This is a genomic window from Leeuwenhoekiella sp. NPDC079379, from assembly GCF_044542075.1.
Lineage (GTDB): Bacteria > Bacteroidota > Bacteroidia > Flavobacteriales > Flavobacteriaceae > Leeuwenhoekiella.
The window spans coordinates 14919-28682 of sequence record NZ_JBITTU010000001.1 but is presented as its reverse complement, the minus strand read 5'-3'; the positions used below and the strand labels follow the sequence as shown (position 1 = coordinate 28682).

Sequence of the window (13764 nt, the reverse complement as noted above, 5' to 3'; positions counted from 1 at the left end):
AGAATTATATTTCTTTCTAATAGTAAAGTTTATTAGTGATTGTTAACCCGATAATTACTTTAATGAAAGCATTAGGATGTGTTTACAAGCATCTTATAACTAAAACTTGATTATAATTAATGTGTTCTAATAACTCTTGAATCTAATAGATATCCAGCTAGATATGATATGTAAAATTATTTAGATTAGATTTTTATAGTAAGAAAGTACTCGACTCAAATAATAACTAACTTTATATTTAGTCAAAAAAACGTATTTTAAACATTTAAAATTATAAGTATGACCCCAAGTTCTGCCAGTGACATGCATTTAGAACACAAAGATTTTTATGCTCAAAATGACAAAATTTATGTAGCAACAGATTGTATAATATTTGGTTTTGATGATGGTGATCTTAAATTACTTGTTTTTAAGAGAAGGGTAGAACCCAACTCTGGTATATGGTCATTAATAGGAAGTTTTGTCAAACTAGGGGAAGATGTAGATGAGGCAGCGAGACGGGTTTTAAAAGAGATTACAGGTCTTAATCAATTGTTTTTAGAACAGTCTAAAACTTACGGAAAAGCAGATCGTGACCCCGGTTACCGTTGTTTGTCTGTAGCACATTATGCGCTTATACGCATAGATGATTACGATAAGCAGTTAGTAGAAGAACATGGTGCATTCTGGTACACATTAAAAGATTTGCCAGTTTTGGCACTAGATCATAATCAAATGGTTACCGATGCATTAGATATGTTGCGTCGTAAGTCACGTTATCAACCCATAGGGTTTGAGTTGTTACCAGAAAAATTTACGATTCCGCAGATGCAGAAGTTATACGAGGCAATATACCAGCGTGAACTTGATCCTCGCAATTTTAGAAAAAAAGTATTGTCTTTGAAAGTACTTGTTAAGCTTGACGAAAAAGATAAAACGAGTTCAAAGCGTGGTGCATACTTATATCGTTTTGATTCAGAAAAATACCAGGAACTTCTTGAAAGTGGCTATAATTTTGAAATATAGTAAACTCTTTTAGCTAAGCACTATTAAAGCGAGCGACTGTTTATTCAATAAAAGGTAAATACAAAAACTTTTAAACTAGTTAAAAAAGACTCCAGTTACATTATAAGACATGCATAACGCAAAACATAATAGTTTACTCTAGTTTAGAGCGGGTCGGTTTAATTTTTTCTTAAAAAAAGGGGATCCTTTTTTTTTGATTTTAATTGTAGTTACATTTAAAACTTATTTTACCCTTATCAGCAGTTCTATATGCGCAGAATCTTAATTCTTATAACCATTATTGTTTTAGGAATATTTACCTATCTCTATTTTAAAGATAAAAGCGATCAACGCGCAGAATTAACACAGGCTACAGCATTAATTGAGAAAGAAATTAAAAATGTAGGTAAGCTCATTGTTACCGAAGGATCTTTTGCACAAGTCTTTACGTATAAAGACTCTAAAAAAATGTATTTAGATATTCTTACTGCTAATAAAAAAGCTTTAGTCGTAGTAAATGCAAAAGTCACTATAGCGTATGATTTAAGAGCTTTAGAGACAGCTGTTGATGTGGCTAACAAAACCATTACAATTACACACATTCCCAAAGCTGAAATTAACATTAATCCTGATATTGAGTATTATGATGTTACGCAGGATTACCTTAACCAGTTTGGAGCTTCAGATTATAATATTATTAAAAAACGTGTTATGGAAGGTTTGAAAAAGAAAATTGAAGCTTCAGAATTTCGGGAGAATGCAGAAAATAGACTTATAGCAGAGCTTTCTAATATATACGTAGCCGTTAATACATTAGGTTGGACTTTAAAATACAACCAAACTGAGATTTCTAATTCTAAGGAGTTAAAAAATATTTTAGATTGATTTGTATACCAAGAACAATAAAATGAAAATTACTTCTCCCACACTAGAAGCTATTAATATGTTGCCGGGTTCACTGGCTGTTTTTGATAAAGATTGTAATGTCTTATCATCTTCAAAAGAATGGAAAAATACGGTTAAGCGAGAATTAGAAAAATCTCGCAATACGCAAATTGACATATCAGTAAGATTTGAGAAAGCAATAAATGAGGCACTTATTGAGGGTAATGCTCATTTTATTGTTGACATACCAATTAAGCAGGTGCGTTACAAATATAAGTTTGGCAAATTTGAAACCGAAGGTGAGACTTTTATTTTAGCGCAACGTATTTTAAGTACACGACCAGAAGAATATAGAAAAGAAGAGCTTTTAAAGCAAACTAACAAGGTCGCTTATATAGGTTTTTGGGAGCTAAATTTAATTACAAAGAATATATATTGGTCTGAGGTTACCCGAAAGATACATGAGATACCAGATGATTTTCAACTAGACTTAGACACTGGTATTAATTTTTACAAAGAGGGAGAAGATAGAGCGCGTCTTACGCAAGTAATTAATCGAGCTATTGAATACGGTGAGTCCTGGGACGAAGATTTTACTATCATAACCTATCTGGGTAAGGAAATCTATGTAAACGCCAGAGGTAAAGCAGAATTTGAAGACGGTCATTGCGTGCGACTCTTAGGTACTTTTCAAGATATTACAGATAGGGTCCTTAAAAATGAACAATTAAGTATAAGTGAAAAACAATTTAGACTTGCCTTCGAAAATACACCTATTGCATTTCTTATTATCGACGTTGAGAATTTTAAAATTTTAGAAGTTAATGAGGCTTGTGAGAACGTATTTGGATATAATAAGAATCAATTTCTGAAGAAAAAAATCACAGATTTATACAAGCCCGAAGAATTTCAGAAGAACTATCTTTTAATAAAAAACTTATACCATCAACACTCTCATAAAATTGAAAATGAGCAGAATTTACTGCATAAGAATGGTAATTCTATAATAGCTAAAACTTATTTTTCTTTAAACTATGATTCTAAAGGAAAACCTAATAAGATTATTGCTCAGATACAGGATATTACAGAGCTTAAGAAAAAAAATGAAGAAATAAATCGCTTCATTGAAGTTACTACAAATCAAAATACACGCTTAATTAATTTTGCGCATATCGTATCTCATAATTTAAGATCCCATTCTAGTAATATAGGTATGTTAATTGATTTTTTGAAAAATGAAAAAGATGAAGAAGAGCGTGAAATGCAATTTGATATGCTTGCTCAAGCCTCATCAATGTTAACAGAAACCATATCACATTTAAACGATGTGGTATCTGTAGATATAAATTACCAGGACAAAGAGGAGTTAGATTTGTACAAGTATATAGAAAATGGAATACGGTCTGTACGAGGTCTTATGGTCGAGGTAAATTTTCAAATTGTCAACCGCGTTGCTGAAGGATTTAAAATTTATGCAGTGCCAGCCTATTTAGAAAGCATTGTTCTAAATATTATTACAAATGCGATTAAATACAGAGATCCAAAACGTAAATCCTGGTTGCAAATTTCAGCAGAACGTATTAACGGTTATGTGATTATCACTGCTTCAGATAATGGTCTAGGTATTAATCTAGAGCGTTATGGAGATCGCATCTTTGGTCTTTATAAAACCTTTCATAAACATTCTGATGCACGTGGCTTAGGTCTCTATATGACTAAATCTCAAGTTGAGGTTATGGGAGGAGCAATAACTGTACAAAGCAAAGTAGGCGAAGGGACCACATTTACAATAAAACTTCATGAAAAAAATTAAACTGGCATGCATCGTCGATGACGATCCTATATTTATATTTGGAATTAAAAAGATGATGAAACTCACTCAGTTTTGTGAGAACTTTCTTGTTTTTTCAAATGGTCAAGAAGCATTAGAGTCATTAACAGCAATTTTAAATAAAGGGGAAGACGTTCCGCAATTAGTGTTGCTTGACCTTAACATGCCCGTGATGGATGGTTGGGAATTTCTAGAAGAATTTACTAAAATTAATCCACCAAAGGAGATGACTATCTACATACTCACCTCATCAATAGACCCCAGAGATTTAAAGCGTGCTAAAAAGTTTAATAGTGTGTCTAACTATGTTATTAAGCCTATAACTATAGAGCAATTAGAAGATATTAAAAGTTCGTTACCCTAAATTTAATTTAATACGTGTGAGTTGTTAATCAGATCTAAACCATCTTTAATAAGGTGTTTTAGTTTTGGTTTTTGAGATTGTAATTGTTCTAAGTGTTTTAAAACGGCTAATTTTAGATTCTCTATATTATCTGCAACTGCGAGCTCGTACAATTCTATAGAAAGTAACCAATCATTTGAGTGGTATTCTTTTAAAATATCAAAAACAGCTTCAGGTGAAAATTGAGTGTTTTTCCCTTCTCTATAATTTCTAACGGCCAGATAGAGATTTTCGAGCTCTCGGCGTTTTTCATTATAAGCTGTTTTAACCGTGCTGCTGCTAACCTGATGATTTATTAAATTAAACGAATTAAAATCTGCCGGGCCTGAAAATGCAGAAGCTATTCGCTTTCCAACACCCAGATGGTAAACTCCCCATTCAGGTTTAAATAAAATTTGTTCTCCTTGAGAAACAGTACAATCTCTAAAACTAATAAGAATGATTTTACCTTTTAGATTTCGGGTGCCAGTAATAATTTCACCACTAACTAAAATATTTCCCTCAAATTTTAATTCAATTTTTTCACCTTCAAAAATTTTATAAGCTTGTAGATCTTTAGGGCTCATATCTTCAATTGCCAGATTTATACCCTCTAGTTTACCTAATGCGGTGCCATATCCTTGAGTATGGTTCAGCGTGCCGTGACCTATAAGCTCTTTCTCGTGATAAGATAGAGCAGTTTTACCTTCAGTTTGAATATAAGCAACTTTGTTTTTATGAATTATAATATTTTTAAAAACGCCAGAGATTTGAAGTCCTGTACTTAATTCTACAGTACCAAGATTCTTACTTTTTATAAGCTTATCAATCCCCTCAGGGCCACCGGTTCTTACAGCCATGGTATTTGCAAACTCTTCTAAAACTTCGCTTAAATAGGCAAAGTTAGGAGTAACATAAAGCTGGGGTTGTGGTTTTGTGATATCAAACTCTTGATAGGCCGCAGCAGGACTATAAGGTATTTTTTTCACGGCATCGGTCATACACCAGGCGCTCTCGCCTATAGAAGATAAAAGACCGGCTCCGTAGATTTTAGGATTTTCTAGGCTACCTATTAAGCCGTATTCAACTGTCCACCAATGTAAGTTACGTATAAGCGCCATCTCACTAGGCTCACCCATATTATTTTGCAAATGAGCTACCTCATTTTCTGTTTCCTCAATTTCACGTTCAGAAGAATCTTCGGCCTCTTTTAAAATTGAAAGTTTACGTACAGCCTCATAAAGTTGGTAATCTTTAGCCGAAGAAATAGCTTTGCATCCTATCTCTCCAAAACGTCTTAGGTATTCTGCATATTCAGGATTTGCAATAATAGGTGCGTGACCTGCACCCTCGTGTATAATATCTGGTGCGGGTGTATATTCAATATGTTCTAATTGTCTTATATCTGAGGCAATAACTAAGACTTTGTAAGCTTGAAACTCCATAAATGCTGCCGGAGGTATAAAACCATCTACAGCAACTGCAGCCCAACCTATCTCTTTCAAAATACGGTTCATACCATACATATTAGGTATGTGATCTATAGAAATACCGGTTTTATTTAAACCATCTACATATGATTTATGAGCCACAGTAGCGAGATAGTCAAAGTTTTTACGCATTACATAGCGCCACACTGCCTGATTTATGGGAGTGTAAGCGTCATAATGCTGTGGCTTTATGAATTGCTTTAAATGAGCAGGAAGGCGCTCTATAAGTGGATTAGTTTCTATATTTTTATCTAATTCTGAATTCATAAATCAAATTTACAAAGATTGTCTCAAGTTGATAGAATCAAATTTCAGACATTCTTAGTTTATAAGTTTAAATTTGAGGAATATTTAATTATAATATTCATTTACTAAATAATATTTATGCAAAGTTCTTTTGTAAGCCTTGATATTGAGAATGCCGTAGGCATACTTACCTTTTCTACTCCAGATCACAATGCGCTGCCCAGCAGTATCCTAAGTGATCTCGAAAACAAGATTATTGAAGCCGGAAAGATGAGTAATTTAAGAGTACTAATATTAAAGAGTGGTGGTGATCGTACCTTTTGTGCAGGTGCAAGTTTTAAAGAACTAATTGCTATAAGTAATCAAGATGAGGGGAAAAGCTTTTTTATGGGTTTTGCTAAGGTTATATTAGCAATGCGATCGTGTCCGCTGCCTATAATAGCACGTATCCAAGGAAAAGCTGTAGGAGGTGGAGTAGGTATCGCGGCGGCGGCAGATTATTGTTTTGCTTCTAAATTTGCTTCAGTTAAACTTAGCGAATTAACAATAGGGATTGGACCTTTTGTAATAGAACCGGCGGTAACTCGTAAAATTGGTGTGTCCGCAAGTTCACAGATGACTTTTAATGCTACAGCATTTTATGACGCATCTTGGGCACAAGCTCAAGGTTTATATGCTGAAGTTTATAATTCTGTAGAGGAGCTGGATCTGGCTATAAAAGATTTAGCAAACAATCTAGCATCCTATAACCCGGAAGCTACGAAGCAGGCAAAGCGTATTTTTTGGGAGGGTACAGACCACTGGTCAAGTTTTCTCGAAGAGCGAGCTTCTATAAGTGGTAATCTAGTTTTGTCAAAGTTTACTAAAGAAAAATTAAAATCTTACGCATAAAAAAAAGCCCTCAATGAGGGCTTTTTTAATAAAAGGATCTCTTAATTAGAGGCCATTTTTTTAGGAGGATATTCTTGCATAATTTCTCCTACAATTTCGTTGATACGTTCTTGTTTTCTTTCAACATCTCTAGCTAAATAACCAGTTCCCTGACCTTGCCACACGAGTTCTTTTTTGCCGGCATCTATTAGGTCTATATATAAAGTGCCTTCGGTAGTTCTTGAAACGGTATTACCAAAGCCGCCGCCAAAAGGTCCCCAGGGACCCCAGGCTCCCCAGCCCCAACCAAAATTGTTATATACATCAACACGTTGTTGCGCTGTAGTAAAGATGCTTACCAGCATTGCAGGATTGTCAGATTTTACAAAGCCTTTAGCAAGCATATTATCTTCAATTGCACGCAATATTCTTTTTTTGTCAAGATCAGAAATTTCAGCCTTATCTATACCGGGTTTAAAAAAAGCAAAGGTTTTGTATTCACTAAAATTTGCGCTCTGATCATAATCTGATGATACTCGCACAGTGCTACACGCCGAAAGCAGTACTGCTACAGCAAGCAGAATAAAGGGTTTTAATTTTTTCATATGAAATATTTTATGGGTTATTGAAAATGAGCAAATTCTATTTTATAAGTATCAATAATTATACCAAGATCAGATAATTAGCTGCGTGATTTATCATAATCATAAGGGCAATGTCTGCACCCACTTTTGCAACAATATCCTCTCTTTAAGTGGTATTGCTCTGTAAAGCATCTATAGCCTTCTGGTGTTAAATAATAATCGCCTTCTTCTAACGGTATTTGTTTTTTAAATTGACTCACAATTAAAGGTATAAAAGATCAATAAGACTTGTGTAAATAAAGACTTAAATCTAATTTCGAATTTTATAAGTACAATGATACTCTTTAAATGGCTATTTTAATTCATGCACCTATCTTGTTTAGGAAGTTTATAGGCTGTGCTTTTTGGCCATTTATTTTCGTTAAACGTGTGGGTTTAAAAGAAGATGCTGTATTCATTAATCACGAGCGCATACATCTTAGGCAACAAATAGAATTACTAATAATCCCATTTTACCTTTGGTATTTCACTGAGTATTTAATACATCTAATACATTTAAAATCTAGACACGCAGCGTATCATGCTATAAGTTTTGAAAAAGAAGCTTATGCTAAGGAGCGAGATTTTGAATATTTAAAAAACCGACAAGTTTGGGGTTTTTTGAAGTACTTGAATTAACGGTGAACAATTACTTGGAAGCGATCATAATCAGATTCTCCAAAAATCATTTTATAATCATATTCAGCTCCAAAACCTCTCCCATATAATTTAAGTGTATGGGTACCTGCCGGCAATTCAACATAAGATGTTCCATTTAAATAATAGTAACCAGCTGCGTAGACTGTAGGGCCACCATTTCCACCGTTTGCATTAGTATATGTCCCTGTATCATATGCAAAGTGTTCAGCTCCATCATTCACTGTTATCCAACCACGGTATAATCTAGGGGCTCCATCAACAATAGCATTTCCGTCTCTTCTTGTTATTGATACACTATAAAAGTATATTAATTGTACAAGTGACTTTTGGGAAAGTGTTATTGTTTCAGTAAGAAGTAGGCGATCTTTTGAAGCGCCAGTTCCACTATCAGAAGTTACTGAATTATTAGTGCCAGTTAGAAAGTTCACTCGATTTACAGGCATAAATGTTTGCACTAACGAGGGCTGTAAAACCATTGTACCATTATCGTCTACATAAACTGGCATGGGGTCATTTTGTACATTGTTAGTATTGTTAGGACGGTTTAAACCATCAACACGTATAGTAGAATTTGCTCCCCCAATGTGTAGTTTTTCTTTTGGAGCAGTATTACTTATTCCTAAATTGCCGGTAGGAGTTATATTAATATCATCTTGGTTAGCACCTATACCATCATTTTGTACTCCAATTTCTAATAGACTGTTTTCTGTGGTAGAACCGTTACCACTACCATCATCAGAATATTTAATATAACCGTAATCACTCACAGCATTTACAGAACTTTTAAACAAGATTGATGATTGTCCCCCGGCATTACCATGCTCAAGTACAATTGTCCCTGCGTTGCCCGCAAGTGTCGTACCGGTATCTTCATAAACGTGAAGACTACCTTGTGGAGTTGCCGTTTTTATACCAATTCGATTTGTACTACCCTGTATAAAAAGTGTATTTTCATCAGCATCAGTTTCTACTCTAAAGTTTAAGTTTAGGCCTTTTTCATTAAATATGGTCGGTCCATTTGCAGCTATACGATGATTGTATGTATTATTTTCAAACAGATCTAATACTCCATCATCAGCAGTAGAGTAAAGTGATGCGGTAATATCATTAAGATTAGCATCACCTTCATATACGTTTAAACTTTTGCTAAATGAGGTGGTTTGATCATTATTGAACACAGCGGTTAAACCTAAAGTAGTAATATCGGGATTATTTCCTCCTGTTGCCACTGCAAGGCCAGTGTTTGTTCCAGACTCCATATAAACTGAGGCATCATATGAACTTCCCGAATTTCTAAACGCTAATCCTGATGCATTCGCATTTGCAGAGCGTCTGAGTGTAAAAGCATCTTGTGCACCTACAGATGTAAATTCAATTTTCTTATCTTCTTGAGAAACAACTCGATCTTCTGCTAAAGTTCCATCTACAGTATAGATATTATCGCCTGTTGCAGCGGGAGTGGTAAGGGCAACCCATTTTGTGCCATCCCAGTAGTAAAAGCCTTCAGTTACAGCATTAGCTCCTGTTGTCACTGCTTGATTAAAAACTAATAAGCCTTTAGTAGCAGACGGTGTAATCGTAGTGTTATCTGTTATCCCTGTAAGACTTACTCGCGGAATTAAAAGACCTTTATCTGATGCTTCTATGTCAAGAAGCGATCCGTTTGCAGGTGTGGTAGTCCCAATACCTACCTGTGCGTGTGAAGCTAATGAAAAGCACAACACGATAATTAAAAAGGAAAACTTTAGGGGAAGTAATTTTATTCGCATATAAAATTATTAGGGGCTATTAAATGTTATGTATAGTCTTGTGGAGTGTGCAAAAATATGTTTTTTATCGGCATATAGTTGCTTTTTACCTGTATTTTAACTAATTAAGTATAGTTAAAATGAGTGTTATGTTTTACTTAAGTGAGTTGTTCCCGATTAAGTGCGTTTAAATTAAGGTGTTTGTATTTTAAAGCTTTTGTGGCATAGTACTTCTTAGGATTAAAAATGTCATTATTTTTGTATGATAAAACCTATTATGGCAAATCCTCAATTGCTCTTTTCTTCAGAAAAACAAGTGTCTATACAAAATATAGATGATCACATATTTAGGTCTAATAATGTTTTCGTTTCTATTTTGCGAGAAGACCTCCTGCATAAAGAAGTTTCAGGAAATAAATTTAGAAAGCTTAAATACAATTTAATTGAAGCTCAAGAGCAACGGAAAGACACGCTCTTAACCTATGGTGGTGCCTTCTCTAATCATATTGCAGCAACCGCAAAGGCTGGTCAAATTTGTGGTTTCAAAACTATAGGTATAATTCGTGGAGAAGAGCTAGGTATTGATTTAACTAAAACCCTTCAGCAAAATGCTACGTTACGTTTAGCTTACGATTGTGGGATGAGGTTTTATTTTGTTTCTAGATCTGATTATCGTTTGAAGAATTCGACATCTTTTCGCGAAAGCCTAAAACAGAAATTTGGAGATTTTTATGAGATCCCTGAAGGTGGAACAAACCATCTGGCTGTAAAGGGTTGTGCAGAGATTTTGAATGAAAACACAGCAGAATACGATTACATTATGTGTCCTGTAGGAACAGGAGGAACGATAGCAGGTTTAATAGAAGGCAGTCTATCACATCAAAAAGTAATAGGATTTCCTGCACTTAAAGGAGAATTTTTAAGCTCAGAGATTGAAAATTTTACTTCTAAGAACAACTGGGAATTAAATAAGAATTACCATTTTGAAGGTTATGCAAAGGTAAATTCAGACCTTATAGCTTTTATAAATTCCTTTAAGAAAGCTCGCAATATTCAATTAGATCCCATATATACAGGAAAAATGATGTATGGCTTGACAGATCTTATTTCAAATGCTTTTTTCTCTGAAAATACCCGTATTTTAGCGGTTCATACAGGAGGTTTACAAGGAATTTCCGGTATTAATTATCGACTTAAAAAATCTGGAAAATCAACCATTAAAGTTTAATATGATAAGAAAAATTACAGTTGTTTTGATTTTGAGCCTTTTGCTCGTGGGATGCGGTGGTAGTAAACGGGCGGCTAAGAAAAAACTGTCTGTTAGACCTTCAAGATCGTATGAGAACCCAAAAGCAAAACCGGTTGATGATACTCCCGGAGAAACATCTAGAGAAACTAAAAAAGCATATGAATATGCTTCTTTTGCTAGTGTTGAAGATTATATAAATCATTTTGCACCTATTGCAAAAGAAGAAATGCGTTTATATAAAATACCTGCAAGTATTACTATGGCACAAGCTGTTCTAGAATCTGGAGCCGGAAATGGTAATCTTACTAAAAAAGCAAATAATCACTTTGGTATAAAATGTCATAACTGGACCGGTGAGGTTGTTTATCACGATGATGATGAAGCAGGAGAATGTTTTAGAAAATATCGTGATCCTAAATTTTCATTTAGAGATCATTCATTATTCTTAACAGGAAGATCTAGATATGCAGATTTATTTGATCTGGATCCTGACGATTATAAAGGCTGGGCTAAGGGATTGCGTAAAGCAGGTTATGCAACAGATCCTAAATATCCTCAAAAATTAGTTGCTATTATAGAACGCTATGCGATGTATAATTATGATGCTGAAATTTTAGGGACTAAGGTTAAAGATTTTAAGCCTGAGCCTTCAGATAAAGTCGTCTTACACAAGGTCGTAAAAGGGGAGACCCTATACAGCATCTCGCGTATGTATAACCTGACAGTTGACGAATTGAAAAAAAATAATGGTTTACGAGATAATACGATAAGCGTAGGGCAGCAGTTAAATGTAACCCCACAGTATAACGGATTTTAATGATGAATTATAAAAGAAGCAGTGCTTTGTTTGTTGAAGCACAGAAAGTAATACCTGGTGGAGTAAACTCGCCGGTACGAGCATTTAAAGCAGTAGGTGGTGATCCCATATTTGTAAAAGAGGCTAAAGGAGCATATTTATATGATGAGGATGGTAACCGTTTAATAGATTACATAAACTCCTGGGGTCCTATGATACTGGGGCACGCGTATCAACCGGTTGTAGATGCCGTAGTCGATAAAGCAAAAAAAGGCACTTCTTTTGGGATGCCTACAGAAATAGAAACTAAAATTGCAGAACTCGCTGTAAAAATGGTTCCCGGTATAGACAAAATACGTTTTGTAAATAGTGGTACCGAAGCCTGTATGAGCGCCGTACGACTTGCACGTGGGTTTACAGGGCGTGATAAAATTATAAAGTTTGCAGGTTGCTACCATGGTCATTCAGATTCGTTCTTAATTCAGGCGGGGAGTGGCGCAGTGACTTTTGGTACTCCTAATAGCCCGGGTGTTACACAAGGGACAGCTAAAGATACCTTGTTAGCTACTTACAATGATCTGGATCAGGTGCGTGCACTTTTTGAAAGCAATAAAGATCAGATTGCAACAATTATAGTAGAACCCGTTGCCGGAAATATGGGATGTATTCCGCCGGCTGATGGTTTTTTACAAGGTCTACGTGATTTGTGTGATAAACACGAAGCCTTACTTATCTTCGATGAGGTTATGACAGGCTTTAGACTCGCTGCAGGTGGTGTTCAGGAATTATTAGGAGTACAGGCAGATATTGTAACTTTTGGTAAAGTTATAGGAGGAGGGCTACCCGTGGGAGCTTTTGCTGCACGTAATGAGATTATGAATTATCTGGCGCCTGTAGGACCGGTATATCAAGCGGGTACTTTAAGTGGAAACCCTTTAGCGATGGCTGCAGGTTTAGCAATGCTTGAAGCTTTAGATAACGACCCCGCAGTTTTTAAACGTCTTGCCGAAAAAACAGCGTATTTGCATAAAGGAATAGAAAAGGTACTTTTTGACAGTAAAGTAGTGCATACGATTAACAGAATAGGGTCTATGATTTCGGTTCATTTTGCTAAGGAGCCGGTAACAGATTTTGCATCTGCTTCTAATGGAGCAAATGAGACGTTTAAAAAATTCTTTCACGGTTTATTAAATGAAGGTATTTACATAGCTCCCAGCGCTTATGAAACCTGGTTTATTACAGATGCATTGAGTTATGAGGATTTAGACGAGACTATTGCTGCAGTTGCTAAAATTGCTCCAGAGTTAAACTAGATGTATCTAATATAATAGAAAACCCCTGTAACTCATAAGTTACAGGGGTTTTTTAATGAGGTGGGAATGCGTTTACTTACGTTCACCTTCAGTTCCTCGTCTGTTCTTAGAACGATCACCACGCTTGCCATCTCTTTTTGCCATACGATCGTGACGTTTAGATTGCATTTTATGCCATTTGTCAAATTGTTCTTCAGATAAGATTTTTTTCATCTTTTCTTGTTGTGCAATTTGTTTGTCTAATCTAGCGCTGTAGTTTGCTTTGCGTTCTGCACGCATAGTCTCACGTTGAGCTTCAGTTGGTTTTTCACCATCTTTCATTTTTGCTGCGCGATCTGCGAACATTGCTTTTCGTTCTTTAGCATTGGCTAACTCAAGATTATAAATTTCCTTTTGTTGCTTCTCATCAAGAACTAATGCCAGGGTCATACGTTTAGTTTGAATATCTGCCATTTCCTCTGGAGTAGCATCCATCATTTTCTTACTTCTTTCCTGTCGATTTCCTTGTTGTGCCAAAGCAGTTACTGAAACGAATAAAGCTACTATTGCAATTAATTTTCTCATATCTATTTATTTTATTGTTATATATCTAAGACTTTAATAAAAGAGAAAGGTTTAAATGGGGGCTTATAATTTTAAAGGGAAAGAAATTGTTATATTAAAAAAGCCTTCCAGAATTTACTGAAA

14 protein-coding genes are annotated in these 13764 nt (G+C 35.0%); 9 read left to right on the top strand and 5 right to left on the bottom strand.

Features of this window, described 5'->3' with window-relative positions:
* Positions 1 to 279 precede the first annotated feature (279 nt).
* From ACIGAM_RS00115 to ACIGAM_RS00100, 4 genes are all read left to right on the top strand, one after another.
* Entirely contained in the window at positions 280 to 1005 is a 726-nt protein-coding gene (locus tag ACIGAM_RS00115; RefSeq protein ID WP_396509458.1) for an NUDIX hydrolase, read from the top strand.
* 249 nt (positions 1006 to 1254) lie between these two features.
* Positions 1255 to 1869, top strand: a complete 615-nt coding sequence (locus ACIGAM_RS00110; RefSeq protein ID WP_396509457.1) for a DUF4230 domain-containing protein — start codon at positions 1255 to 1257, stop codon at positions 1867 to 1869.
* Between the two features lie 22 nt (positions 1870 to 1891).
* Entirely contained in the window at positions 1892 to 3682 is a 1791-nt protein-coding gene (locus ACIGAM_RS00105; RefSeq protein ID WP_396509456.1) for a PAS domain S-box protein, read from the top strand.
* Positions 3669 to 4064 carry a response regulator gene (locus tag ACIGAM_RS00100; protein ID WP_396509455.1) on the top strand — a complete coding sequence of 132 codons (396 nt, stop codon included), beginning with the start codon at positions 3669 to 3671 and terminating at the stop codon, positions 4062 to 4064. Before ACIGAM_RS00105 ends, ACIGAM_RS00100 begins: the two co-directional genes overlap by 14 nt.
* Before the next feature lie 2 nt (positions 4065 to 4066).
* Here ACIGAM_RS00100 and ACIGAM_RS00095 read toward each other — a convergent pair whose 3' ends face one another.
* The gene (locus tag ACIGAM_RS00095) at positions 4067 to 5839 is read right to left on the bottom strand and encodes an aromatic amino acid hydroxylase (protein WP_396509454.1); all 1773 of its coding nucleotides are present in this window, start codon (positions 5837 to 5839) and stop codon (positions 4067 to 4069) included.
* Between the two features lie 117 nt (positions 5840 to 5956).
* Here ACIGAM_RS00095 and ACIGAM_RS00090 point away from each other — a divergent pair, with 117 nt between their 5' ends.
* Complete coding sequence (locus tag ACIGAM_RS00090; protein WP_396509453.1) at positions 5957 to 6709, top strand: enoyl-CoA hydratase/isomerase family protein; 753 nt, start codon at positions 5957 to 5959, stop codon at positions 6707 to 6709.
* Positions 6710 to 6750: 41 nt separating this feature from the next.
* Here the strand turns inward: ACIGAM_RS00090 and ACIGAM_RS00085 are convergent, their stop codons facing one another.
* Both ACIGAM_RS00085 and ACIGAM_RS00080 read right to left on the bottom strand, forming a co-directional pair.
* Complete coding sequence (locus ACIGAM_RS00085; protein ID WP_396509452.1) at positions 6751 to 7293, bottom strand: DUF4136 domain-containing protein; 543 nt, start codon at positions 7291 to 7293, stop codon at positions 6751 to 6753.
* A 77-nt stretch (positions 7294 to 7370) separates the two neighbouring features.
* Positions 7371 to 7532, bottom strand: a complete 162-nt coding sequence (locus tag ACIGAM_RS00080) for a DUF5522 domain-containing protein (RefSeq protein WP_159106028.1) — start codon at positions 7530 to 7532, stop codon at positions 7371 to 7373.
* Positions 7533 to 7620: 88 nt separating this feature from the next.
* On the opposite strand from ACIGAM_RS00080, the gene ACIGAM_RS00075 reads away from it, so the two are divergent.
* Positions 7621 to 7950, top strand: coding sequence for a hypothetical protein (locus ACIGAM_RS00075; protein WP_396509451.1), 330 nt, complete (start codon positions 7621 to 7623; stop codon positions 7948 to 7950).
* Here ACIGAM_RS00075 and ACIGAM_RS00070 read toward each other — a convergent pair.
* On the bottom strand, positions 7947 to 9740 hold the full coding sequence (locus ACIGAM_RS00070; protein WP_396509450.1) for a hypothetical protein: 1794 nt from the start codon (positions 9738 to 9740) through the stop codon (positions 7947 to 7949). The genes ACIGAM_RS00075 and ACIGAM_RS00070 overlap by 4 nt on opposite strands.
* 241 nt (positions 9741 to 9981) lie before the next feature.
* Here ACIGAM_RS00070 and ACIGAM_RS00065 point away from each other — a divergent pair, with 241 nt between their 5' ends.
* The 3 genes from ACIGAM_RS00065 to hemL are packed head-to-tail and all read left to right on the top strand — an operon-like array spanning position 9982 to position 13077.
* Entirely contained in the window at positions 9982 to 10947 is a 966-nt protein-coding gene (locus tag ACIGAM_RS00065; RefSeq protein ID WP_396509449.1) for a 1-aminocyclopropane-1-carboxylate deaminase/D-cysteine desulfhydrase, read from the top strand.
* Between the two features lies 1 nt (position 10948).
* Positions 10949 to 11785: a glucosaminidase domain-containing protein gene (locus ACIGAM_RS00060; RefSeq protein ID WP_396509448.1), complete on the top strand. Its 837-nt coding sequence runs from the start codon at positions 10949 to 10951 to the stop codon at positions 11783 to 11785.
* 2 nt (positions 11786 to 11787) lie between these two features.
* The gene (gene hemL, locus ACIGAM_RS00055) at positions 11788 to 13077 is read left to right on the top strand and encodes a glutamate-1-semialdehyde 2,1-aminomutase (protein ID WP_396510068.1); all 1290 of its coding nucleotides are present in this window, start codon (positions 11788 to 11790) and stop codon (positions 13075 to 13077) included.
* Between the two features lie 72 nt (positions 13078 to 13149).
* Here the strand turns inward: hemL and ACIGAM_RS00050 are convergent, their stop codons facing one another.
* On the bottom strand, positions 13150 to 13641 hold the full coding sequence (locus ACIGAM_RS00050; protein WP_396509447.1) for a hypothetical protein: 492 nt from the start codon (positions 13639 to 13641) through the stop codon (positions 13150 to 13152).
* Positions 13642 to 13764 lie beyond the last annotated feature (123 nt).